The 23,295-nt window shown below is 74.1% G+C and carries 20 protein-coding genes; 5 read left to right on the plus strand and 15 right to left on the minus strand.

What is annotated here, in order from left to right:
- Positions 1 to 147: 147 nt before the first annotated feature.
- A complete protein-coding gene (locus ABZ857_RS01305; RefSeq protein ID WP_357035580.1) occupies positions 148 to 1,707 on the plus strand; it encodes an Ada metal-binding domain-containing protein in 1,560 nt (519 codons plus the stop codon).
- A 94-nt stretch (positions 1,708 to 1,801) separates the two neighbouring features.
- Complete coding sequence (locus tag ABZ857_RS01310; protein ID WP_357035583.1) at positions 1,802 to 2,296, plus strand: methylated-DNA--[protein]-cysteine S-methyltransferase; 495 nt, start codon at positions 1,802 to 1,804, stop codon at positions 2,294 to 2,296.
- Between the two features lie 63 nt (positions 2,297 to 2,359).
- Here the strand turns inward: ABZ857_RS01310 and ABZ857_RS01315 are convergent, their stop codons facing one another.
- From ABZ857_RS01315 to ABZ857_RS01375, 13 genes are all read right to left on the minus strand, one after another.
- Positions 2,360 to 3,322 (minus strand): hypothetical protein, encoded by a 963-nt coding sequence (locus ABZ857_RS01315; protein WP_357035586.1) that lies wholly within the window; start codon positions 3,320 to 3,322, stop codon positions 2,360 to 2,362.
- The gene (locus ABZ857_RS01320) at positions 3,319 to 3,984 is read right to left on the minus strand and encodes a hypothetical protein (RefSeq protein WP_357035589.1); all 666 of its coding nucleotides are present in this window, start codon (positions 3,982 to 3,984) and stop codon (positions 3,319 to 3,321) included. Before ABZ857_RS01320 ends, ABZ857_RS01315 begins: the two co-directional genes overlap by 4 nt.
- Before the next feature lie 143 nt (positions 3,985 to 4,127).
- Positions 4,128 to 7,409 carry a hypothetical protein gene (locus ABZ857_RS01325; protein ID WP_357035592.1) on the minus strand — a complete coding sequence of 1,094 codons (3,282 nt, stop codon included), beginning with the start codon at positions 7,407 to 7,409 and terminating at the stop codon, positions 4,128 to 4,130.
- A 230-nt stretch (positions 7,410 to 7,639) separates the two neighbouring features.
- Positions 7,640 to 8,041 carry a pilus assembly protein TadG-related protein gene (locus tag ABZ857_RS01330; RefSeq protein WP_357035594.1) on the minus strand — a complete coding sequence of 134 codons (402 nt, stop codon included), beginning with the start codon at positions 8,039 to 8,041 and terminating at the stop codon, positions 7,640 to 7,642.
- Positions 8,042 to 8,115: 74 nt separating this feature from the next.
- Positions 8,116 to 8,298 (minus strand): hypothetical protein, encoded by a 183-nt coding sequence (locus tag ABZ857_RS01335; RefSeq protein WP_357035597.1) that lies wholly within the window; start codon positions 8,296 to 8,298, stop codon positions 8,116 to 8,118.
- Between the two features lie 84 nt (positions 8,299 to 8,382).
- Entirely contained in the window at positions 8,383 to 8,793 is a 411-nt protein-coding gene (locus ABZ857_RS01340; protein ID WP_357035600.1) for a TadE/TadG family type IV pilus assembly protein, read from the minus strand.
- An 86-nt stretch (positions 8,794 to 8,879) separates the two neighbouring features.
- On the minus strand, positions 8,880 to 9,701 hold the full coding sequence (locus ABZ857_RS01345) for a TadE/TadG family type IV pilus assembly protein (protein ID WP_357035603.1): 822 nt from the start codon (positions 9,699 to 9,701) through the stop codon (positions 8,880 to 8,882).
- Complete coding sequence (locus ABZ857_RS01350; RefSeq protein ID WP_357035605.1) at positions 9,688 to 9,936, minus strand: hypothetical protein; 249 nt, start codon at positions 9,934 to 9,936, stop codon at positions 9,688 to 9,690. Before ABZ857_RS01350 ends, ABZ857_RS01345 begins: the two co-directional genes overlap by 14 nt.
- Positions 9,936 to 10,970: a type II secretion system protein gene (locus ABZ857_RS01355; protein WP_357035608.1), complete on the minus strand. Its 1,035-nt coding sequence runs from the start codon at positions 10,968 to 10,970 to the stop codon at positions 9,936 to 9,938. The genes ABZ857_RS01350 and ABZ857_RS01355 overlap by 1 nt, the downstream gene beginning before the upstream one ends.
- Positions 10,967 to 11,902, minus strand: coding sequence for a type II secretion system F family protein (locus ABZ857_RS01360; protein ID WP_357035611.1), 936 nt, complete (start codon positions 11,900 to 11,902; stop codon positions 10,967 to 10,969). The genes ABZ857_RS01355 and ABZ857_RS01360 overlap by 4 nt, the downstream gene beginning before the upstream one ends.
- Positions 11,899 to 13,218 (minus strand): ATPase, T2SS/T4P/T4SS family, encoded by a 1,320-nt coding sequence (locus tag ABZ857_RS01365; RefSeq protein ID WP_357035614.1) that lies wholly within the window; start codon positions 13,216 to 13,218, stop codon positions 11,899 to 11,901. Before ABZ857_RS01365 ends, ABZ857_RS01360 begins: the two co-directional genes overlap by 4 nt.
- On the minus strand, positions 13,215 to 14,003 hold the full coding sequence (locus ABZ857_RS01370; RefSeq protein WP_357035617.1) for a hypothetical protein: 789 nt from the start codon (positions 14,001 to 14,003) through the stop codon (positions 13,215 to 13,217). Before ABZ857_RS01370 ends, ABZ857_RS01365 begins: the two co-directional genes overlap by 4 nt.
- Before the next feature lies 1 nt (position 14,004).
- Complete coding sequence (locus ABZ857_RS01375; protein ID WP_357035620.1) at positions 14,005 to 14,688, minus strand: hypothetical protein; 684 nt, start codon at positions 14,686 to 14,688, stop codon at positions 14,005 to 14,007.
- A 518-nt stretch (positions 14,689 to 15,206) separates the two neighbouring features.
- On the opposite strand from ABZ857_RS01375, the gene ABZ857_RS01380 reads away from it, so the two are divergent.
- On the plus strand, positions 15,207 to 20,102 hold the full coding sequence (locus ABZ857_RS01380) for an FtsK/SpoIIIE domain-containing protein (RefSeq protein WP_357035623.1): 4,896 nt from the start codon (positions 15,207 to 15,209) through the stop codon (positions 20,100 to 20,102).
- A gap of 178 nt (positions 20,103 to 20,280) precedes the next feature.
- On the opposite strand, the gene ABZ857_RS01385 is transcribed toward ABZ857_RS01380, so the two are convergent.
- Positions 20,281 to 20,553 carry a WXG100 family type VII secretion target gene (locus ABZ857_RS01385; RefSeq protein ID WP_189181307.1) on the minus strand — a complete coding sequence of 91 codons (273 nt, stop codon included), beginning with the start codon at positions 20,551 to 20,553 and terminating at the stop codon, positions 20,281 to 20,283.
- Positions 20,554 to 20,687: 134 nt separating this feature from the next.
- Positions 20,688 to 22,247, minus strand: coding sequence for an FAD-dependent monooxygenase (locus tag ABZ857_RS01390; protein WP_357035626.1), 1,560 nt, complete (start codon positions 22,245 to 22,247; stop codon positions 20,688 to 20,690).
- Between the two features lie 157 nt (positions 22,248 to 22,404).
- On the opposite strand from ABZ857_RS01390, the gene ABZ857_RS01395 reads away from it, so the two are divergent.
- Positions 22,405 to 23,058: a TetR/AcrR family transcriptional regulator gene (locus tag ABZ857_RS01395; RefSeq protein ID WP_357035629.1), complete on the plus strand. Its 654-nt coding sequence runs from the start codon at positions 22,405 to 22,407 to the stop codon at positions 23,056 to 23,058.
- A gap of 49 nt (positions 23,059 to 23,107) precedes the next feature.
- Positions 23,108 to 23,287, plus strand: a complete 180-nt coding sequence (locus tag ABZ857_RS01400) for a hypothetical protein (RefSeq protein ID WP_357035631.1) — start codon at positions 23,108 to 23,110, stop codon at positions 23,285 to 23,287.
- Positions 23,288 to 23,295: the final 8 nt, after the last annotated feature.

A 23,295-nucleotide genomic window follows, 5' to 3' on the forward strand; every position in this document is an offset into this window, starting at 1 on the left:
CGGGAGCACTCCCGGCACGTGGCGCCCGGTCTCGCGCGAGACCCCTCCGTGTTGTCGGGGCGTTGTCTGGGTGTTGTCGGGGCATCCTGACGGCCGCGTCCGATTTCCGCCAGCCCACATCGGTGGCCAGCGCATAACGTCATGTGCGTGACCACACGACAGCTCGACTTCGACGCGTGCTACCTCGCCGTCTCCGCGCGGGATTCCCGCTTCGACGGGCGTTTCTACACGGCTGTCACCACCACCGGCATCTACTGCCGCCCGATCTGCCCCGCCCGCACTCCCGCCCGGTCCAACGTCCGGTTCTACCGCCACGCGGCGGCGGCCGAGGCGGCCGGGTTCCGGCCCTGCCGCCGCTGCCGTCCGGAGCTCAGCCCCGGCGACCCCGGCTGGAACGTGCGCGCCGACCTGGTCGGACGCGCGCTGCGGCTGATCGACGACGGAGTGGCCGACGAGTCCGGCGTGGCCGGGCTGGCCCGCCGCCTGCACGTGACCGAGCGGCATCTGCACCGCCTGTTCGCCACCGAACTCGGCACCGGCCCGCTCGCCGTCGCCCGCACCCGGCGGCTGCTGCTCGCCAAGCAACTGCTCACCGAGACCACCCTGCCGATCACCGACGTCGCGTTCGCCGCCGGGTTCGGCAGCGTACGCCAGTTCAACGCGGCCATGAAGGAGTCGTACGGCTTCGCGCCGGGAGAGCTGCGCAGGACCAACGGGCCGGTGCACGAGAAGGGGGGTCCTGTCGCCCTCACGACCGGGCTCACGCTGCGGCTCGGCCACCGGGAGCCGTACGACGCGCAGTCGGTGCTGCGTTTCCTCGCCGCCCGGGCGATCCCCTCGGTGGAGGCGGTCTGCCGGTCGGGGGACGACGTGACGGCCTACACGCGGGCCGTCCCCGGCGGCTCGATCACGCTGCGGCCCGCCGCGGGCCACGTCCGGCTCACGGTGCGGACCACCGAGACGCACCGGCTCTCCCGGCTGGTGGCACGCTGCCGCCGCCTGCTCGACCTCGACGCCGACCCGGGGGCGGTGCGGGAGATCCTCGGCTCGACATCGCTCGCGCCGCTGGTCGCGGCCCGTCCCGGGCTGCGCGTGCCGGGAGCGTACGACGGGTTCGAACTGGCGGTCCGGGCGGTGGTCGGGCAGCAGATCTCGGTGGCCGGGGCCCGCACCCTGCTCGGCCGCATCGCCGCCCGGGCCGGCCTGCCCGCCGTCCCGTCGGCGCCCGACGCGACCGCCGACGCCGGGACCGGGGTGAGCGACGGCGTCGGGCCACGGGACGCGGAGGGGATGGGCGGAACCGGCGCGCGGTCTGACGCAGCCGGAGCGGGCCAGGTCCCGTTGCTGTTCCCCACGGCCGACCGGCTCGCCGCCGCCGACCTGGACGGCCTCGGGCTCACCACCCGCAGGGTCGCCACGATCAGGGCGCTGGCCGAGGCGGTGGCCTCCGGCGCCATCGACCTCGACGGCGCGGGCGATCCCGCCGACACCACCGCCAGGCTGCTGGAGATCCCCGGCATCGGCCCGTGGACGGCCGGTTACATCGCGCTGCGCGCGCTGCGCGACCCGGACGCGTGGCCCGAGGGCGACCTCGTGCTGCGCAGGACGATGGAACGGCTCGGCATCGCCGCGGGCGAGGCCGAGCGGTGGCGGCCCTGGCGCGCGTACGCCGCGCTGCATCTGTGGAACCACGCCTCCACCACCTGAACCGTCCGCGTCTCGGCCTCCGCCACCCGAGCCACGAGCACTCCGGACATCCCCGCACCTCGACCACAGACACGTCAGCAGAAGGACGCGACAGATGATCATCACGCAGACCGTGCCCACCCCGGTGGGCCCCCTCGCCCTGCTCGCCCGCGAGGGCGTGCTCGTCGCGGCCGGTTTCACCGCCGACCCCCGCGAGATGTTCGCCCGGCTCTCACCCTCCCTGCGGGCGCTGCCCCTGCGGGAGGGCGATCTCGGCGACGCGGCCGAGGCCGTACGGGAGTACCTCGACGGGAAGATCGACGCGCTCGACCGGGTCCCCGCCGAGCAGCCCGGCACCGCCACCAGGCAGCGCCTGTACGAGGCGCTGCGCGCCGTGCCCGCCGGGACCACCGTGTCGTACGCGCAGCTCGCGGAGAAGGCGGGGCTGCCCAGGACGGCCGCGCGGGCGGCGGGGTCGGCCTGCGCGCAGAACCTGATCGCGCCGTTCGTGCCCTGCCACCGCGTGCTGCCCTCGACCGGCGGTTACGGCGGCTACTACTACGGCACCCCGGTCAAGGAGTGGCTCCTCGCCCACGAGTCCCGCGCCTGACCTCGTCGGGCTGGTCCTGGATGGCGGCCCGCCGGCCGTGCCCGACGGTGCGGACAGGGCGGATCATTCCTTGACGATGGTCTGCACCTCGCCGACGGGCACGTCCCTGGTCGCCGAGACCTGGATCGGGTCGTACTGGAACGGGACGGCCTGGCCGCCCTGGTTGCCGTTGCCGACGACGTTCCAGACGCTCGTCACGGTGAGCGTGTAGACCTTGCGCGGCTGGTCGATGGACGCACGCAGATAACGAACGCCGCACGGAGGGTCGGCGTCGCCCTTGTCCGCGCCCTTCACGTACGGCTTGCCGGTGGTGCCGCAGCCCCCCTTGTACACGATGGCCCGGTCCTTGTCGTCGGTGCCGGGGTGGATCGTGATGCTGCCGGGCGTCGCCGTGACGGTCGCGGACATGACCCCCGGCAGCGTGGCGGTGACGGACCGAGGGGCGGTCTCGGCTCCGTCCAGCCACACCCAGGTCGGCAGGTTGACGTAGCTCTTGGCGTCCGGGCTCAGTTTGATCTTCGGCTCCGGCACGGTCAGCGCGGCCCGGGCGATCTGCATGAGCTGCTGCAGCGTGATGCCTCCGGCGGGGGTGGTTCCCTCGGGCACCCAGACGAGTGGCTCGCGTCCGGCGGCGCACGACGGTCCCTCCGGGTTGCCGGCGTCGTAGGCGACGCCCCACCACCGGCCCTTCTCGCCGAGCTTGCTGCTGTACTTCTCGATGTCGACGTCGTAGTCCACCCCCGCCTCCACCGCCTGCTTCCTCTCCTGCACCTGGAGCCTGCGCATGTCCTCGGCCCCCAGGTTCGGCTCATACCAGCAGGGCTGGGGGATCCGGTAGCCGTCGCTCTTGCCGCCGAGCCCGTTGCCGGACAGGCCGATCTGTGAGTTGGTCAGCCTGACGCCGGCCGTGTTGCCGTGCTGGAACGCCTCGCCGCGCGGCCCGACGTCCGGGTCGGCGGCGGCGGGCGGCGCGCACACCGCGAGCAAGACCCCCGCCAGCAGGGACGTCGCAACAATGGCCCTCATCGCACGCACTCCTTCGCGCGCTCGTCCGGATAGTCCGCATGGTGGTAGAGCCGGATCCGCCAGACGCCGTCGTCGCCACGCCCCAGGCCGGCGGTCTGCAGGAAGACCGCCCGCGGGCGTTTGAGCCAGGCGGGCTGACGGGCCAGCGGGGTGCCCTCCCGGTCGGTCAGCCGCACGCCGGTCAGGTCGACGCAGCCGTCGGCCTCCGCCCCGCGCCCCACGACGGCGGGCACCCGCAGGGCGTAGAGCTTGGCCACGCCCCGGGCCGACTGGTCGTCCTTGAGGAACCCGTGCACCCAGGTGACGGCGTCCATGTACGCGGACGACTCGGCGTCGATCCCCTTCACGTACGAGCGGTCCCCGCCGGAGGTGCCGACGGCCCGCCATTGTGCCGTGAAGTCGCCGGCGAACGCCTTGATCACGGCCGACCGCTCCGGGTCGGGCTCGTCCGGCCACTCGATCTCGATCGTCAGGCCGGGCGCCGCCGTGACCGTCTCGGTGCCCGGCTGCCGGCCCGGCGGCCCGGAGGCCGTCGCCGCGGCCGGCTCCACGCCGCCGCCCGGGGTGAAGCCGCGGTCCGCGTCCGGCGGGGCGCACGCCGAGACGAGCAGCGCGCAGGCCGACAGCAGCAGCCCGCAGGCCGGGGCGAGTCCTGGACGCATCACCGGGGTCCTCCGCAGTACGCGATCCCCCGCTGTTGTCACCCCCGCCGTTGTCAGACTAGGAACGGCCGCCGGGGACGAGCCAGCGCTATGCGGGGATCGGCATGATCGGGAGGGGGACGTCCCTGGCATCGGGGCTCCCATCAGGCGAGACGTGGGGTTCGAAGGTCCGTCGGATTCCTGAGGTCCATTGGGTTTCTGAGGTCGGGGGAGACGGTCCGGCGCCAGTCGGGCAGCAACTCGTCGATCAGTGCCTCCGTCTCCGGCGCCATCCCGCCGCCGTACGGGTGGGAGGTGGCGCGGCGCAGCAGACCGTCGACGACCGCCCGCAGCCGGACCGGCTCCCCGGTGGCGTGCGCCGCCCGGAGCAGGTCGCGCCACAGCCCCTCGTCGTCCGCCGCGAGCAGCAGCCCGGCCCGCGCCGCCGCCACCGCACCGTGCGGGTCGTGGCGGGCCAGCCGTATCTCGCACAGCGCGTGGGCCGCGTCCGCCACCCAGGCCGTCACGTCGTACTCCAGGGGGTCGGCCGCCAGCCAGGCGTACCGGTCGGGCGGTCTGCCGTTCAGCAGCGGGCCGCGCACCAGCTTCAGCGCACGCTCCAGCAGGTCGGCCTCCACGTCACCGGCACCGGGTTTGGCGCCGTCGAATCTGGCGGCGTCGGCCCACTCGCCTGCCTGCCGTACGAGGTCCTGGAACAGCCGCCAGTCCGTACGGATCTCCGGCCCGAGCCGCACGCGCCCGGACCGGTCGAGGAACAGGTGGGGGCGTCCCTCGGAGTCGCGCCCGAGCCACTCGGCGACCCGGGCGATCGTGGCGTCGCGCACCGCGAGCTGCACGCCGCGCGGCCACAGCACGCCGGTCAGCACGGCCGGGTGGACTCCGTCCGGATGCGTGGCCAGGTAGACGACGAGTTCGTGGGCGAGGGCCGCCCGGCCCTCTTCGAGCGGGTTCACCGGGCTGATCTCGATCGGGCCGAGGACGCGCACCTCGATGGCGGGCGGCTCCTCGCTCAGCCGCTCCACCACCGGCGTGAGCGGCTCGCCCTCCTGCTGCCCGGCCGTGCGGAACAGGCTGATCACGGCGTCGTAGTGCCGGCGCGGCAGCAGGTGGGCCTCGATGTCCAGGCCCAGGGCGTCCACGCGGGCCCGGCCGTCGTCGGTGACCTCCCACGTCCAGGTGGCGTGCGGCACCTCCCCCGCGATCACGAAGCCGCTCGCCGTACGCCTGCCCTTGCCGAGCAGCGCCAGGCGGCGCGCCTCGTCCTCGTCGGGGCGGATGGCCGACAGGAGGTAGTGCGGGGTGTACGCGGGGTCGGCCACGCGGCTGTGGACCCGGCCGGTCAGCACGTCGCCGTCGTGGCGGGCCCGCTCCTCGAACTCCGGCAGCACCTCGGCCAGGCTGCCCACCGTCCTGATCCGCTCGGGCGCGAGCAGGGTCAGCTCCTCGCCGAAGCCGACGAGTGTGATGCGCATCCGGTCGGACCACCGGTTGGTCGCCAGTTCGACGGCGAGCGCCGACAGGGCGGCGACGGTGTGCGCCCCGGTGATCGCGATCACGCCGTGAGCGGCCTCCAGGTCCACCAGGACCCGGCCGCCCTGTCCGGTGCCGAGCGAGACCAGCCCGGGGTAGGGCGCGGGCACTCCGGCCAGCGCGTGCTCGTCGATGCGGCGTCCCTCGTGGGCCGGAAGGCGCCACACCTGCCCGTCGTCGCAGGACTCCCACGGCTCGGGCGCGTGCTGTTCCGCCGGGTGGATCCACAGGTCGAGACCCCGGTTGGACAGGTGGACGGCGTAGATCGTCGGAGGGCGCCGGCCGGCGTCGGCCAGCAGGCGGCCGAGCAGGCGCAGGCCGATGTCGAGCATGCGGCTGCCGGGGGCGTCCGCGCCGAGACGGATGGCGACCTCGGCCTCGGCGGCGTCTCCGCGCGGCCGGGCGATGCGCCGGCCGAAGGCCCGGCGCCACAGTTGCTCCCGCCGCCTGCGGCCGAGCAGGGCCAGCAGTCCGGCCGCCGCCAGCGACGAGGCCGCCAGGTAGTCGGCGAGGACCGGCCCGCCCTGCTGCTCTCCGGTTTCCTCGCCTGCGGCGGTCTCCTTGCCGGCGGCCAGGTGGCCGCCCGCCTCCGCGGGCGCGGCGGCGGGCTGGGCGGTGGTCGTGGTGATCGGACGCGGGGTCGGCGTCGCGCGGGCGGTGGCGGGGGTGTCCTTCACGTCGCCGGTGCGGCCGTTCGCCTCCGACGAAGTGTCCTTCGCATCGCCGGGCCGGCCCTTCGGCTCCGACGGAGTGTCCTGCGGCATCGCGGGCGGCGGCAGCACGATCCCCGGCTTCCCCGGCTCGGCGGTCGCTGTGCCCCGCTCACGGCCCGCGTCGCCGGGCCGGCCGGCTTCACCCGGCCGGGTGCCGTCGCCCGCTCCCGGGTGGTCGGCACCGTCGGGGCGGGTGGTGTCCCCCTCGCCTCCCATCGTGTCCCCGGTGCGCGAACCCGTATGCGAACCGGTGGTGGGACGCGGGTCCTGCGTCGCGCGCCGGTCCTCCGTCGTGCGCGGGTCGGCGTGGACGTCGCCGCCGGTCGCCCCTCCCCCGGCGTACCGCGTGTCGCCGTCGAGTTCGACGGGCGCGTGGCGGTGCTCCTTCAGGATCTCCGGCCGGTCCTCGTCGACGGGCACGATGTGGACGTTCCTGGCGTCGTCCGGCATGTCGAGCACCCAGCCGGGGCGGATGAGGTCGGCCATGTGCAGCCGGCTGCCGTCGGGCTGCTCCTTGTGCTGGTTGAGCCGGTAGATCTCCGGATAGCGGCGCCCGTCCCCCAGGCACTTCTCCGCGATCTCCCACAGGCTCTCGTGGTGGCGCCCGTGCGGGGGCTGGACCACGTAGACCTTCTTGACCTCCCTGGCGTGCAGGGCCGGTCGCTCCGCCTCGGCCTGCGGCACCGGCGCCGACAGCGCCGCGACCTGCGGCCGGATCAGGGCCGGGGCGCCCGCGCGGGCGATGGGCACCGCCACGGCGGTCGCGGTGAACAGCAGCAGCACGGCGGAGACCAGGCGATTCGCGAGCGCCTGGGTGCCGCCCGACAGCGGCACCCTGGCCGGCATGCCGACCCGCCGCAGCCCCGCGTAGACCTCGACGACCACGCACAGAAACAGCTGCAGCCAGGCCAGCCACACCAGGAGGATCAGAATCGCGATGATCGTCTCGGGGCCGACGTGGCTGGTGAACAGGTCCGCGTTCAGCAGGTCGCCGCTGACGGGCGGACCGGCGAGCCGGAGCAACGCGTACGGCACGCCGCCCACCAGGCCCACCAGCGCGACCAGCGCTCCGAGACCGGCGAGGAAGTCCCCGGCCGTACGCCGGGTCCGCAGCCGTACGGGCCGGGGCCCGTCGTCGTGCCAGTGTTCGGGCGCCCGCTGCGGCCCCAGCACGGACGGCATGCCCTCGGCACGTGGTCGCGGGCCCCGGCCGGGGGTGCCGCCTCCCGAAACCCCACGATCGGCCCGCGGATCCCGGCCGGGGGCGCCGCCTCTCGCGACCTCGCGACCGGCACGCGGATCCCGGCCGGTAGCGCCGCCTCCCGGAACCCCGCGCCCAGACCCCCGCTGGGCCTCACGGTGGGCCTCACGGTGGAACTCCTCGCGCCGCCCGCCCGGCGGCCGCGTGCCCGTCACGCGTCCCCCGGATCAGGAGCGGCCGTGGCCTCGGCCTCCATGTCGGAGCCGGCGAAGCCCAGCGCGGACAGGAAGAAGGCGTCCCAGTGGACCGACACCGCCACCGTGACGTCCGCCTGGCCGCCGCCCACGGTGCACTCGGTCATGCGTACGCCGTCGGCACCCTGGTCCGCCGTGATCTGCTCGGCCTGGCCGCACACCGCACCCTCGTCGGCGAGCAGCCGTACCTGACCGGTGGCCCGCAGGGTCTCGACGTCGATCTGGTCGGCGGCGGCGCGGGCGGCCTGCTCGGCGATGTCGGCCGCCCTGAGGCGGGCGTTCATGGCGGCCCCGCCGTCCACCAGCAGCCCGGCCAGCAGGAACACCACCCCCGAGAAGATGACCACGAACACCGACATGGAGCCCCGCTCCCCCGGCCGCCCGCGTGCGGCGGAGTGCGCCGCACGCCCGCCTCCGACAGGGGACCGCGCCCTCATGGGGGTGCGCGGCACCGGCACCGGGAGACGCAGGGTGCCTCGGGCGAGACACGGGGCGGCTCGGCGATCACGAACGCGGACGCGGTCACGACCACGGACGCGGTCACGAACGCGGTCACGAACGCGGTCACGAACGCGGTCACGAACGCGGTCACGAACGCGGTCACGAACGCGGTCACGGACGCGGACGCGCGAACCACAGCACGCGGAACCGGAAGCCGGAGAGCCGGAAGCCGGAGAATCGCAACACGGACGCGGCGGGGTCACTGCACCCTCCGATACCGTTCCAGCGGCACGACCGAGGTGCCTGACATCTGCTTGGCCGCGCCGAACCCGAGGAAGTCGAGGTTCAGCTCGCAGGTCACGGTCACCCGGACGACCGACAGGTGGTCGGGGCGGCTCATCTCCCACTCCGTGCCGGACATGTCGACCTGCGGCGAGCAGTCGCCGGAGAGCGAGGCCTCTGCGGCCTCCTTCGCGGCCGACTCGGCCTCCGCCTCGGTGCGCTGCACGGAGGCGGCCCGGGCGGCGTCCCGCGCGGCCCCGTTGACCTCTCCCTGGGCCTCCACGATCCGGCCCGCGCCCACGAGGAACAGCAGGAACAGCAGGAACAGCGGGGCCAGCATGACCGTCTCGGCCGTCATCGACCCGCGCTCCCCCACATGCTCCCCCATGTGCACCCCCGCGCTCCGGCCCCGGCCGGGCGCGCGGGTCGCTCCGGTCGTGTGAGACGCGCCGGCCGGTGTGGCCGGGGGCCGGGTCATTCGCAGCCGTCCGAGCCGTCGTCGGGGCGGAAGCACTCGATGGGCCCGCCGAAGCGCGACGTGATCGTGAAGGTCAGCTCGGGCAGCAGCGGCACCACCTGGACGGCGCTGCCGGTGACCTCCACGCCGCGCTGGTCGCCCTGCTCCCACGCCTGCGCCTGGGCGTTCTTCAGCAACTGCGGTCCGATCGCCTGCACGATCTGCCGCGCCTTGCCCTCGGCCGCCTCCTGCCAGCCGTCGGAGCCGCCCGCACGGGCGATCCGCGCGCCCTCCCGCGCGGCGGCGTCGGCCACCTGGCGGCCGTGGAACCAGAGCGTGACCTGGACGATCAGCAGCACGACGGCGAGCACGATCGGCATGAGCATGGCGAGCTCGATCACCGTGGCGCCCCGCTCACCCCGTCCCTTCCGCCCACTTCGCTCGACCCGCCCGACCTGACCGCCCCGCTCGACCCGCTCGAACTCCCCGGCTCGCTTGACCCGACCGCCCCGAATGCCCCGCTGGCTGCGCTCGACCCGCTCGGGCCGCTGGCTGCGCTCGGCCTGCCCGCCCCGCTCGACCCGCTCGACCTGCCCGGCTCGTTCGACCTGCCCGGCTCGTTCGCTGAGCTCGGCCTGCCCGCCCCGCTGACTGCGCTCGGGCCGCTCGGGCCGCCGTGGCCGGGAGCCGTACGGCACGCGGTCGCGCCGGCGCACGGCCGCCACGCCGCGCACGCGGTGCACGGCGGTGAGGGCGGTCACGGGCCGGACACCCGTCACCTCCCGCATGGCCGCCATGCCCGCGCGGTCGTCACGCCCTGCACGGTCACTGCCCGCCACCGCCGCCACCACCACCGCCGCCCCCGCCGGAGCCGCCACCGCTGAAGCTGTTCTGGATGTCGGCCTGCCTCTCCTCGACCAACTGCCTGATCAGCGTGGCCAGGCCGAGCGCGACTCCGGCGATGATGGCGGTGATGATCACCCATTCGACCGCCGAGGCTCCCCTGGACGGGGCGTTCCTGGCGCGGTCCAGTCGTACGTGGAGCACGGCTACCAGATAGTGGAACCAGAGCATCAGGCCCCCAACATCTTCATGGCTGCGGGATAGGTGAGGAAGATCACGAAGCCCGCGCACAGCAGGAGCTGGGCGACGAGCATCGACTGGGACCGCTCGCCCGCCTTGCCCTCGACCTCCGCGAGTTCGCGGCGGCGGAGGGTGGCGGCGCGGGCCGTGAGGGAGGCGCGGACCTTGGCTCCGTCGTCGGCCACGAGCCCGAGCGCGGCCGACAGGTCCCGCAGCTCGTCCACGTTGATCTCGTCGCCGAGCTGGCCGAGGGCCTGCCAGGGGGTGATGCCGACGATCCGGGCGTTGGCCAGTGCCTCACGGATGCGTTCCATCGCCCAGTTGGAGCCGGGGGCGGGCCCCGCACCGTTCGCGGCCCCGTTGGCGACAGCGGAGGCGGCGCCGTTCACAGCGCCGTTCACAGCGCCGTGCACAGTGCCGTTCAGCGCCCCTGGCGTGGTGACGGGACTGCCCACGGCGACCGCCATCATCAGCGCCTCGGGCACGCCCCTGCCACCCGCGAGGTTCATCGACACGAGGTCGAGGAAGGCGCCCACGGCGTGCCGGAAGTCCCGGCGCCGTACGGCGGCGTCCCGCCGGATCTGCACGTCGGGCAGCAGGAAGAAGATCACGCAGACGGCGAGGGCCGACCAGAGCGGCACCTGCACCGAGACGCCCCACCCCATCAGCGCGAGCCAGCCGACGAGGATCGGGAACGCCAGCAGGCCCGAGACCCCGAGCAGCAGCTTGGTCGCGAGGAACCCCTCGAACGACTTGCCGAGCAGCGCGAGGTCGGCCTTGACCGACCGTGCCTCCCACCCCCGGGCCGCGTAGAACCGGGCCAGCCGCAGGCCGAGCATGCGGCGGAACTCGCTGACCTCCTCCTCGGGCGCGATCAACGGCGCCCGTGGCACGCCCTTGCCGTCGCGGGCCTGGTCGAGCGCGGCGAGCCGGGCGGTCAGGCCGGGCCGGGGCGGGAACAGCGCCCGCACCAGCAGGAAGAGCCCGAGGCCGAGCACGGCTCCGCAGAGCACCGTCGCGATCACCGGATCACCTCCGCCGCCGGCGGTTGCGCCTGCGCGACCACCCCGGGCCGCGGGCGGTTGTACGGGGCCAGGATCCTGGCCGGCTTGTCGAATCGGGCGAGCCGCCGCATCCAGGCGAACCCCGCGCCGAACAGGCCCGCCACCACGACCAGCACGGCCTGGCCGAGCACGGAGTTGTACTCCTCGACGTACGAACGGTTGAAGACGACCAGCGCGGCGGCGAAGGCGAGGGCGGTGCCGACCACGATCTGCACGCTCTTGCGCGTCGACCTGCGCTCGGCCTCCACACGCCGGCGCATGTCCAGCTCCTCGCGCGCCGAGACCGCCAGGGCCGACAGCACGTCGCGCAGGCCCGGCCCGCGCAGCCGCGAGTTGAGGATCAGCGCCGCCACGACGAGGTCGGCCGAGGTGTCGTCCAGCTCGTCGGCGAACATCCGCAGCGCGTCGGCGAGCGGCATCCGCGTGTGCAGCCGGTCGACCAGGGCCCGCAGGTGCGGTTGCAGCATGGGGGCCGCGGCCCGGATCGAGGAGGGGATGGCCTGTTCGAGGCCGGCCGCGCCGGCGATCGTGTCGCGCAGCGACTCCGTCCACGCCGCCAGGCCCTCAAGGCGGCGCATGGCGGCCCGCTCCTCCGCCGCGCCGCCGGTGAAGCCCCGCCAGGCCAGGACCAGCAGTACGGCTCCCGCCGCGATGACCGGCCAGCCGGTCACCACCAGCACCACGACACCCGTCACCGCCGCGATCGCCGACCTCGTGGACAGGGCGCGCAGCAGGCGCATCCGCTCGGCCCGGCCGTCCGGCGTGGCCGGGCGGGGGCGCAGGCCATACAGGGCCAGGGCGAGCAGGAAGAGCCCGCCGCCCGCCGTCGCCCCGGCCAGCAGCACCAGGGGGTCGAGGACGCCGGGAGGCAGCGCCGGCAGCAGGCCGCTCATCGCCACGCTCCCCGCGCCGGGTCGTATCCGTGGGCGGCCAGCTCGTCGGCGCAGGAGACCGGGGCGTGCGGCACCAGGTGGTCGCCCGCCATGGCGAACACCTCGGAGGACAGCACCCGCCCGTCGCAGCCCGTGACCTCCCGCACGCTGGACACGTAGCGCCGCAGGGTGCCTCCCCGGTGGTAGTCGTTGCGCTTCTCGATGAACACCACGAAGTCGATGGCCCCGGCGATGAGCATGTGGGTGGCTTCGATCGGCAGCCGCTCCTCGGCCTGCAGCGCGTACGTCGCGATGCGGTTGAACACCTCCATGCTGGAGTTGGCGTGGATCGTCGACAGCGACCCGTCGTTGCCCTGGGTCATCGCGTTGAGCATCGTGACGATCTCGTCGCCCAGCACCTCGCCGACGATCACGCGCGAGGGGTTCATGCGCAGCGACCGCCGCACCAGCTCGGCCATCGTGATCTCGCCCTGCCCCTCGGCGTTGGGCAGGCGGTGCTCGAACGCCACCGCGTTCGGGTGCAGCTCGGGGAACTGGTCCAGCCCCAGCTCCAGCGCCCGCTCCACCGTGATCAACCGCTCGTGCGGCGGGATCTCGTTGGCCAGCGCCCGCAGCAGCGTGGTCTTCCCCGCGTTCGTCGACCCCGCGATCATGATGTTCTTCCGCGCGGCCACGGCCGCCGTGAGGAACCGGCCCAGCTCCGGGGTGAGCGTGCCGTTCCCGACGAGGTCGCTGAGGAACACCTTGCCGAGGCGGGCGCGGCGGATCGACAGCGCCGGCCGCACGGTGACGTCCATGACGGCCGACAGCCGGGAGCCGTCCGGCAGGCGCAGGTCGAGCTGTGGGTTGGCGGTGTCGAACGGCCGCGACGACAGCCCCGAGTACGCCGCCAGGATCTGGATCAGCTCGATGAGCTCCTCGTCGGTCTCCGCGACGGGGTCGTGCATGAGCTCCTGGCCGTCGGCGTAGCCGACGAAGACCCGGTCGCAGCCGTTGATGTCGATGTTCTCGACCTCGGGGTCGTCGAGCAACGGCTGGAGGCGGCCGACGCCGAACAGCGCGGCGTGGATGCCCGCCGCCAGCGCCTCCTCCTCCTCGGCGGTGGGCGGGGTGCGCCCGACACCGATCTCGCCGCGCGCGTACTCCTCCAGCACCTGCGCGATCAGCGCCCGGGCGAACTGCCGCTCGTCCTCCCCCGACATCGGCGGCACGCCGCTCGCCTGGTCGAGCCGCCGCTGGTGCGCCAGCCGGTCGCCGACCTCCTGCCGGAACCGCTTCACCAGACCGTGGTCGACGGGCCGCCGCTGGGAGTTCACGAGCGCACCTCCGGCTCCCTCTTCACCGCGACGGCGGGCGGCGCCGCCGTCTCACCGCCCGCGGCCAGCTGTGCGGCCAGGCGCGTGGCCAGCTCCCTGGCCGTACGGATCAGGAGGCTGCGGTCGAGCCGCCCGCCCCACTGGCCGCGCAGCAGTTCCGCGCCCTTCGGGTCGTACGCCAGACCGCCGACGAAGGCGACGTCCCAGCCGGAGACGATGCGCCGGATCTCCTCCAGCGACGACCGGTACGACCGGGGGTCGGCGATCACCACGATCCCGACCTTCCGCCCGATGAGCGACAGCCGTTCGCGCAGGTGGGCGACGTGGTCGAGGCTGGCCCTGGTGAACAGCACCACCTGGTCGGCCTCGGCCACCAGGTCGCCGATCTGGGGGTGCAGCCCGAGCCGGCCGCAGTCTGCGAGCACGTCGGCCTGCGGCAGGGCGGCGAACGCCCGGCCGAGCGGGCCCCACAGCCAGGTGAGGCCGGCCGCCTGCTCGCCGTTGGTCAGGCCGGCCAGCACGTCGAGGCCGCCGACGAGCCTCTGCGTGTGCTCGTAGATCAGGTCCGCGCGGAGCCCGCGCCGCGCGACCGCCCCGAGGCTGAGCAGACCGCGCCCGGGGTTCAGCACGCTCCCGTCGTCGCCGGGCAGCCGGTAGGCGAGGTCGCCGCCTGAGGGGTCGCACTCGGCCAGCAGCACCGGGCGGGGCCACACGGCGCCGAGGGCGGTCGCCGCGGTGGTCACGCCGGGCGCCCCCTTGTCGGCGGCGAGCACGATCAGCGCCACGTCACTTGACCCCCGGAAGCGTGACGAGGGCGATCTCCCCGCTGGAGGCGTACTGGGCGATGACGGGCGCGATCGACGTGTCGACGACGATCGTGACCAGCCCGCCGCCGGACCGTCCTGGGCTGGCGCTCTCCACGCGGGCGGCGGTGGCCAGCACCTTCTGCTGGGCGGTGCCGGACCCCCGGCCGGCCGCCGGCACGTAGATCACCTGGACGACGTCGCTCCATTTGAGGTCGGTGGGCATCTGGCCGGACTTCAGCGACAGGCCCACCTTGGCCTTGCCGGGTCCGACCTGGTCGGTCGTCGTGGCGGTCATGCGCTGGGTGAGCAGCGTGCCCGGCAGGAGCGTCACCGCGGCGTAGGTTTTGGCCACCTGGTCCTTGAACCGGTAGGGGACGTAGTCGATGCCGGTGTCGGCGATCTGCACCTCCTGCATCGCGGAGGGCGGGATGAGCTGCCCGGCACCCACCTGCTGGGTGATCCGCACGGCGGAGACGCGGTCGCCGCTGCGCATGACCAGCAGCGTGGTGGCCAGCGCGCCGCCCAGGATGAGGAGGACGGCGAGCGCGGCGAGCGCGGGTTTGCGCTCCCTCGGCGGGACGGGCAGTTTCCGTGAGGCCGGCCCGGACAGGCCCGGCCGCGCGGATGCCCGGCCGTCCTGCGACGTCTTCTCGCTGATCCTCATGGGTGGGGGACTCCCAGGGATGAGGCCGCCCTTCTGTTTTCGGGCCGCTCGAATCTGTTTACGGTCTTGCCGTTTGTTGCTAATTCACTCCATTATGGCCAGCTTGCGCCGCCATAAGTGGCGCGAAGTGGCGACCCATGCTTATCCGTTAGGAATACGCCTGTCAACGGGAGTGGATCTATCGCCATATCGACACAAGGCTTTACTGACACGAAATTTCATGATAGTACGTTTGCACTTCTTTCCCGGTTGTCACACCATTCACACTGTTCGTGCTGTCGCGGACGGCACGCAGGCGGATCCGTACGCGGAAGGGCGTTTCGCGACGGCCTCGTCGAAGGGCGCGATGACAGACACCTTTACCCATTACGGGAAACGCCCAGATGAGCGCGGGCGGCACGGCTACCGTGGCCCCGCGGGCCGCGGGCCCGCATACCCGGAGATCTTCACGGGGACGCCCCCGGGATGAAACGCTTTCCGCGAGGCCGCCGCACAACCACCTTCTGGGGAGTTCGCGCATGCGGATAACGCTCACCGTGGTCAGCGAGGACGGCCGCCGCGACGTGCTGGTCGAGGGCGACGAGAGCACCACGGTCGCCGCCCTCGCCACAGCGCTCGACGGCGCCGCCGCCCGGCCGGCCAACGTCGTACGGCTCCCGCATGCCCGCGCGCCGTACGACCTGGACCGGGGGGACCGGCAGGCCCGGCCGTCCGGTGAGGTGAAGCTGTGGGTCGACGGCCGGCCCATCGACCCGGACGCGCCCGTGTTCGGCCTGCTCAGGGATGGCGACCTGGTGGCCGTGGACGGCCACGCCGCCGCGGCGACGGTGACCGAGGAGCCCGGCGGGCCGGCCGAGCTGCGCGTGGTCGGCGGCCCCGGCGCGGGGGCCGTCCACCGGATCGGGCTCGGCGCGCACACGATCGGCGCCGACCCCGCGTGCGCGATCTTCGTACCCGACCCGAGGATGCCGCCGGTCGCGCTGGTGGTGCGGCTGTCCCCCGGCGCGGCCACCGTGGAGCCCGCGACATCCGCGACCTCCGGAGGCGATCCGGTGGCCCGGCTGGAGGGCGAGCCGCTCACGGAGGCGGTGCCGTGGCCGGCCGGGGGCATGCTCGCCTGCGGCGGCTCGGTATTCGCTTTGGGGCCGGTCCTGCCGCCGGACGCCCACCTCGACGCGCTGCCGGACGGCGGGCTCGCCTACAACCGCCCGCCGCGCCTCCAGCGGCCCGAGCGGCAGCGGCGGTTCACCGTGCCCGCCGAGCCGAAGCGGGGCGAGGGCATGCGGCTGCAACTGCTGGCCGCGCTGCTGCCCGCCGTGCTCGGTGTGGTCATGGCCGCCGTCACCCACACGTGGTACTACCTGCTGATCGCGTTCATGACGCCGCTCATCATGATCGGCCAGTGGGTGAGCGACCGCAGGCACGGCAGGAAGAAGCACCGCCGGGCGGTCAAGGCGTACCGCGAGCGGATGGCCGCCTTCGAGGAGGATGTGGCCCGCGCGGTGCGGCAGGACGAGGAGGCCAGGCGCGGCGGCGCGCCCGACCCGGCCGAGGTGCTGCTCACCGCGACCGGGCCGCGCCGCCGGCTGTGGGAGCGCCGCGTGCACGACCGCGACGCGCTGCGGCTGCGCGTGGGGCTGGCCGACCTGCCCGCCGACCTGGAGTTCGAGCCCGAGAGCGGCACGCCCCAGGACGCGCCCCGCCGGGAGCCGCCCACCTGCCACGACGTCCCGGTCGCGCTGGTCATGCGGCGTCTCGGCGTGGCCGGGCTCACCGGCCCCAGAGACGTGGCGCTCGGCTGCGCCCGCTGGCTCGTCGGCCAGGCCGCCGCCCTGCACAGCCCGCGCGACCTGGCCATCGTGGTGCTGTCCGCCAACGCCGACGGCGCCGGGCAGTGGGGCTGGGTGCGCTGGTTGCCGCACTGCGCGCCGGACGCCGCCGCCCGTGGAGGCGCCCTGTCGTCCGACTGCGCCGCGCTCGTCGGCGCCGACCCCGAGGCCGCCGCGCGCCGGGTCGCCGAGCTCGCCGCCCTGGTGACAGAACGGCTCGACGCCGAGAACGGCTCGGGGCCCTACCCGGGGGTGCCGCGCGGCGCCCGCCTGTCCGGCGGCCCGGCCGGCTGGGACGACCTGGGGCGCGCGGGCGGCAACCGGCCCGCCGAGCCTGCCTTCGCGACCTACGACGAGCGGCCTTTCGACGTGCTCGTCGTGCTCGACGGCGCGCAGGCGCTGCGCGGCCTGCCCGGCATGCCGCAGGTGCTGCGGCAGGGCCCTCGCGCCGGGATCTACACGATCGCGATCGACGACGACGAGCGGCTGCTGCCCGAGGAGTGCGCGACGGTCGTGTCCTGCGACCGCGAGGGCGGTGTGCGCCTCCACGGCGGCGGGCTCGACCCGATCACCGGCATCCGCGCCGACCAGGTGTCGCCGTCCTGGGCCGAACGCCTGGCCCGCGCGCTGGCGCCGCTGCGCGACGTGAGCCGCGACGACCCCTCGGCCGCCCTGCCCGACGCGGTCCGCCTGCTCGACCTGCTGGAGGTGTCCCTCGACCCCGCCGCGCTCGCCGAGCGGCAGGGCCGTACGACCCGGGCCCTGATCGGTGTGGGACCGGAGGGGCCGTTCGAGGTGGACCTGAGCAGGGACGGGCCGCACGCCCTGGTCGCGGGCACGACCGGCGCGGGCAAGTCGGAGCTGCTCCAGACGCTGATCTGCTCGCTCGCGGTGGCGAACCGGCCCGACGAGATGACGTTCGTGCTCATCGACTACAAGGGCGGCGCGGCCTTCAAGGAGTGCGTACGGCTCCCGCACACGGTGGGCATGGTGAGCGACCTCGACGGCCACCTGACCCAGCGCGCCCTGTCGTCGCTGGCCGCCGAGATCCGGCGCAGGGAGCGCCTGCTGCTGGACGCGGGGGCCAAGGACATCGAGGACTACCAGCGGGCGCGCGGCGCCACCTGGGTGCTCGGCGCGCGCGGCGTCCGGCGGGCGCGCGGCGGCGGCATCTTCGCCGCCCCGGTGCCGGAGACCGCCGGGAGCAAGGACCTGCCGCCGCTGCCCCGGCTCGTGCTGATCATCGACGAGTTCGCCGCCCTGGTCGCGGAGCTGCCCGACTTCGTCGAAGGGCTGGTCGACATCGCGCGCAGGGGCCGCTCGCTCGGCATCCACCTGATCCTCGCCACCCAGCGGCCCGGCGGCGTGGTCACCGCCGACATCCAGGCCAACACCTCGCTCAGGATCGCGCTGCGGGTCACGGACGCCAACGAGTCCGCCGACGTCATCGACGTGCCGGACGCCGCGCACATTTCGCGGACGACGCCCGGCCGCTGCTACGTGCGGGCCGGCTCCGGAGCGCCCGTCGCGGTGCAGACCGCGAGGATCGGCGGCCGCACTCCCCAGGCGGGCCAGGCCGGCGCAGGGGAGGACGTCCGGGTGCTCGACCTGCCCTGGCAGGCGCTCGGCCACCCGCTGCCCGCCCCGCCCGCCCAGGCAGCGAGCGGCACCGACCTGGCCCTGCTCGTGGACGCGCTGCGGGAGGCCGGGAGCGAGATGCCCCGGCAGCCGAGCCCGTGGCTGCCGCCGCTGCCCGACCAGGTCGTCCTCGACGTCCCCGGCCGCTACGGCGAGGCCACGAACGCCGTGAGCGCGGTGGAAGAGGGCACGGTGGGAGAGGACGCGGTGGAAGAGGACGCGGTGGAAGAGGGCGCGGGGCGGGGCGCGCTGAGCGTTCCGGCAGGCGCGGGCGGCCCCGGCGACGGGGTGCTCGCGGCCGCCGCGTCATATCGGCCTGGGGCAGAGGAGGTGCCGCGGCTGCCGTTCGGCGTGACGGACCTGCCGTGGGAGCAGGGCCGGCGCCCGCTCGCGCTGGACATGCGGCACGGCGGCCACCTGCTGATCGCGGGCGGCGCGCGCAGCGGCCGGTCCAGCGCGCTGCGGACGATCGCGGGCTCGATCGCGGCCGGCGCCTCCCCCGAGGACGTGCACGTCCACGCTGTCGACTGCGGGTCGGGCGCGCTGCTGCCGCTCGTCGCGCTGCCCCACTGCGGGGCGGTGGTCACCCGCGACCAGCTCGACCGGGTGGAGCGCCTGCTGACCCGCCTGCGCGCGGAGGTCGGGCGCCGCCAGCACCTGCTGGCCGAGGCGGGATACGCCTCGCTGGCCGAGGCGCGCGCCGCCGCCCGGTCGCGGGCCGCCCGCGACCGTACGGGCGTGGGCGCGCTGCCCTGGCTGGTGCTGCTGGTCGACCGCTGGGAGGGGTACGTCGCCGCGTTCGAGAACTACGACTACGGGCGGCTGGTCGACGCCATGCTGCAGCTGCTGCGGGAGGGACCGGCCGTGGGGCTGCGGGCCGTGGTCACCTCCGACCGCTCGGGCCTGCTCGGGCAGATCTCCACCGTCTTCGAGGACCGGCTCGTGCTCCGGCTCGCCGACCCCGCCGACTACGGGCTCGCCGGGCTGCCGGTGCGCGACCTGCCGACCTCCATGCCCCCGGGCAGGGCCCTGGCCGTCGGCGAGCACGGCCTGGTCGAGAGCCAGATCGCGCTGCTGTGCGACGACCCCTCCGGCCCCGCGCAGGTGGCGGTCCTGCAGGAGCTCGCCCGTACGGCCGCGGCCAGATTCGGGGGCAGGGCCGGTGGCCTGGACCTTCCCGGGAAGTGGGTCTGGCCGTCGGAGCCTCCGCTGCGGGTGGACGCGCTGCCGACGCGGATCACGGCGAGCCAGGCGCTCGACCTGGCGCCGTCGCACCAGCCGCCGTCGGCCCTGTGGGCGCTGCTCGGCGCGGGCGGCGACGCCCTCACCCCGATGGGCGTGGACCTGCAGGGCCAGGGGCCGGCCGCCGTCATCGCCGGGCCGCCGCGCTCGGGCAGGTCGTCCGCGCTGGTCACGGCGGCGCGCTCGCTGCTCGACCGGGGCACGCCCGTGCTCGTCGTGACCCCGCGCCGCAGCCCGCTGCGCGACCTCGCCGGGGCACCGGGGGTGCTCGCCGTGCTGGACGGCAACGCCAGAAGCGTGACCGGGGGCGGCGCCGACGACTTCGGCGGCCTGCCGGGCGCGCTCGACCCGCTCGCGCTGGTCGCCGGACACGAACGCTATGTGGTGGCGGTGGACGACGCGGAGCTCATCTCCCCCGACTCCGCGCTCGGCCTGGCGCTGGACGAGATCCTGCGCACCGGGCGGGACGGCGAGCACGGCCTGCTCATCGCGGGGGCCACGGGCGACCTGGCGACGGCCTACCGCGGGTTCGCGGCCGAGGCGCGCAAGGGCAGGACCGGCCTGCTGCTCAACGTGCAGAGCCCCGCGGACGGGGACCTGTTCGCCGTACGGCTGCCGCGCGGCGCCGTCGGCGGGCCTCCCGGGCGGGGCCTGCTCGTCGTCTCGGGCGCCGCGACCCCGATCCAGGCCGCCGTGCCGGACTGATCATCCGGAGGCGCCCCGGCCCCGTCACCTGTCTCGGCCGCTCGACCGAACCGCCGATCACATGAGGCCACCGGTCACACGAGAAGGCCGGTCACACGAGAAGGCCGGTCAGACGAGAAGGCCGCCGGACGCCATGGCACTCATGGCGGTCCGGCGGCCGTTCGTCTGCGGGTGCCGGTCAGCGGGTGGCGGACTCGATGTTGCCGCGGTAGGTCGTGATGACTCGGGAGGCCTCGTTGAGCTCTTCTGCCATGCGCTGGAACGCCGCCCGGTAGCTCTGCCAGGCGTCGTGGAAGCGCTGCGCGCCGGGGCCGGTCCAGGCGGTGCCGACCTTGGCCGCCTCACGGTCGAGGTTGGCCATCGTGGCGCGAACCTGGTCCGCCTGCTGGCTGAACTGCGCGGCCATGCTCTGCATCTCCGCGGGGTCGCCGCCGAGCAAGCTGTTACTCATCCAGTCACTCCTTCATCGACAAAGGGGCCGCCCTCACCGTAAATCGTTTGTCAATCTTGTGAACCCCTTATGCCGAGCGGCTATATCGGAGCCCAGGAAAATCTGGCTTTTCCACCGCTCCATTCCCCTTTTTCCTAACGTCCGGAAAGCCCGGCACCGAACCATCGCTGCACGGCTGCCCGAAGCGCTTCGATCTCCGTGGGATCCGGTTCGGGTGATGCGGATGCCCAGGCGACATAGCAGTCCGGGCGGAGGAGCAGTGCGGTGGGTGCCGGGACCTGGGCGCGCGCGGTGACGATATCGACGTCGTCGTGCCGCAGGTCGAGCGTCCGCGCCAGCGACGCTCGTTCGGTCAGGTCGAGCAGCAGGGGGCGTGCGGTTCTGGTCAGCTCGGCCAGCCGGACCGGCCCGGCCGGGGTGTGCAGTTCCATGTCTGGCGCGAACCGGCCGATCAGCGGATGCGCCTCGGGTTCGCCCATGTCGTAACGGACGTCGGCGCCTGCGATGAGGTCGGCGAGGCGCCGCACGGTGCTCCGGTCGCGGAGCAGCTCGGTGAACAGCTCGCGCAGTCCGGTGACGTCGTCGCCGGGGGCTATCAGGGCCGACTGCGCCTGCGCATTCAGGATCATGCGGTGGGCGGCGGGTCGCCGCTCGGCCTCGTAGCTGTCCAGTAGTCCGGGCGGGGCGCTGCCGCGGATCACGGCGGCGAGTTTCCAGCCGAGGTTGACCGCGTCCTGCAGGCCGAGGTTGAGCCCTGGTCCTCCCCCGGTGGCGGCGTACACGTGAGCGGCGTCACCGACCAGGAACACTCGGCCGTCGGCGAACCGGTCGGCGACTCGGGTGTTACCGCCGGTCAGGCGACGCAGCACGTGCGGCCCCGGGCCGTCGGGCGCGCCCAGTGGCACATCGACGCCGAGCACGCGGCGGATGCTCGCCCGCAACACTTCAAGGCTCATCGGGGCGTCGGTCTTGGGCAGGTCCCACTCTGTGGTGCTGACCAGCGGCGGGTGACCGGGCATCGGTGCGTAGGAGAACCCGCCGTGCTCCGTGCGGTGGGGCAGGAACGGCAGCACAGCGCCGTAGCCGGGCACGTTCAGCGCGCCGGTCACGGGATCGACCCAGTCCGCCGGAAGGTTCACGTGCGCTGAGCAGACGGTCATCCGGTCATAGGTGACGCCGGGAAACCCGATGCCGGAGAGCTTGCGGGTGGCGCTGTGTGCTCCATCCGCGCCGACGAGGTACCGGGCCCGCAGCTGGTATGCCCCGCCCGGGTTCGCCACATCGATGGTGACCGCGTCGTCGTCCTGGGACAGGCCGACGACCTCGTGTTCCCGACGGATCTCCACGCCCAGTTCGATGGCGCGCTCCTGCAGGACCCGCACGATGCGTCGCTGCGGCACCGGCAGGGCGTAAACGGGGCTGTCCTCCAGCAGGCCCAGGTCCAGGCTCAGCGCGCCGAACATGAAGTATGCGGAGTTCGGCCGCGGCGGTGCCGGGCTGTCGCTGAGACGTTCGTGCAGCCCCCGGTGGTCGAGCATTCTCACGACCTGGCCGAGCAATCCGTTCGCTTTCGGTTCCTCGCTCATCTCCGGCAGCCGCTCCAGCACGACCGGCCGAACCCCTGCCAGGCTCAGCTCGCAGGCCAGCATCAGCCCGTTCGGGCCGCCGCCGGCGATGACGACATCTGTGATCACGTGTTCTCCCTTGCTCACGCGGACGAGAGCAGGACGGATGGGGCACTGAAGCGCACCTGGGCCGCTGGGACATCCTCCCTGCCGGGAGGCAGACTAAGGAGAAAACTTGCGTGCACGCAAGTTTGCGTGCACGCATCGAATCTGGAACGCTGGGACGGTGGAGACACGACCGACCGGGTTGCGCGAGCAGAAGAAGCAGGCCACGCGAGAGGCACTGCGCGCGGCGGCACTGCGGCTGGCTCTCGAGCGCGGGCCGGACAACGTGCGCGTGGACGACATCGCCGAGGCCGCCGGCGTCTCCCCCCGGACCTACAACAACTACTTCTCCAGCCGGGAACAGGCGATCGTGGCCGCCATCACCGGCGAACGGGAAGCACGGGTCGCGGCGGCCGTGGCCGGGCGGCCCGCCGACGTCGGCCTCGCCGAGGCTGTCACCGAGGCGATCGTGGACCAGTACACCGACCCCGGCGAACCCGGTCGCGACGCGCTACTGCTGATCATCAGCCGCCCCGCACTGCGCGACGAGTTCGTCGACGCCGCCGCCGCGATCGAACACCCCCTCAGCGACGCGATCGCCCAACGCCTCGGCGACACCGGCCGGCAGACCGCCCGCGTGCTCGCGGCGAGCGTGGCCGCCGCGGTTCGCCTCGCTGTCCAGCAATGGCTGCAAACGACCGCCGCATCCTCCACGACCAGCGGGCTTGTCCTGCCGTCCGGCTCCCTGCCTGACCTGCTGCGCACCACGCTCGCACCGCTCACGCCCGCACTCGACGCCGCCGAGAGACAAGCAGGCCGCCGCCCGCCTCAGTGAGGCGTCCCCGACAGGCACGCACCTCTCGCCCAGCGGCTCGCACCTCGCCGTGTCCGGCATCCCGCTGGACCTGCCCCGGCTGCCGGTGGGGCAGGCGTGGCACGCCCGACACGACGCCGATCCGGCCCACCGGTGGCTGCGGCAGGAGATCAGGCAGGTCGCCCGGAGCCTGGCGACCGGAGATCGCGACGGCGCCGGGGATCAATATGCTGGCTCCGATGCCGTCTGACACGGAGA

Origin of the sequence: Microbispora sp. NPDC046933 (assembly GCF_040644635.1) — a bacterium.
GTDB lineage: Bacteria > Actinomycetota > Actinomycetes > Streptosporangiales > Streptosporangiaceae > Microbispora.

What these genes read in the sequence shown, in the direction of transcription:
- ABZ857_RS01310 (WP_357035583.1), top strand. Translation starts at nt 1,802, where the DNA reads ATGATCATCACGCAGACCGTGCCCACCCCGGTGGGCCCCCTCGCCCTG.
- ABZ857_RS01315 (WP_357035586.1), bottom strand. Translation starts at nt 3,322, where the DNA reads ATGAGGGCCATTGTTGCGACGTCCCTGCTGGCGGGGGTCTTGCTCGCG.
- ABZ857_RS01320 (WP_357035589.1), bottom strand. Translation starts at nt 3,984, where the DNA reads ATGCGTCCAGGACTCGCCCCGGCCTGCGGGCTGCTGCTGTCGGCCTGC.
- ABZ857_RS01325 (WP_357035592.1), bottom strand. Translation starts at nt 7,409, where the DNA reads ATGCCGTCCGTGCTGGGGCCGCAGCGGGCGCCCGAACACTGGCACGAC.
- ABZ857_RS01330 (WP_357035594.1), bottom strand. Translation starts at nt 8,041, where the DNA reads ATGTCGGTGTTCGTGGTCATCTTCTCGGGGGTGGTGTTCCTGCTGGCC.
- ABZ857_RS01340 (WP_357035600.1), bottom strand. Translation starts at nt 8,793, where the DNA reads ATGGGGGAGCATGTGGGGGAGCGCGGGTCGATGACGGCCGAGACGGTC.
- ABZ857_RS01350 (WP_357035605.1), bottom strand. Translation starts at nt 9,936, where the DNA reads ATGCTCTGGTTCCACTATCTGGTAGCCGTGCTCCACGTACGACTGGAC.
- ABZ857_RS01360 (WP_357035611.1), bottom strand. Translation starts at nt 11,902, where the DNA reads ATGAGCGGCCTGCTGCCGGCGCTGCCTCCCGGCGTCCTCGACCCCCTG.
- ABZ857_RS01375 (WP_357035620.1), bottom strand. Translation starts at nt 14,688, where the DNA reads ATGAGGATCAGCGAGAAGACGTCGCAGGACGGCCGGGCATCCGCGCGG.
- ABZ857_RS01380 (WP_357035623.1), top strand. Translation starts at nt 15,207, where the DNA reads ATGCGGATAACGCTCACCGTGGTCAGCGAGGACGGCCGCCGCGACGTG.
- ABZ857_RS01385 (WP_189181307.1), bottom strand. Translation starts at nt 20,553, where the DNA reads ATGAGTAACAGCTTGCTCGGCGGCGACCCCGCGGAGATGCAGAGCATG.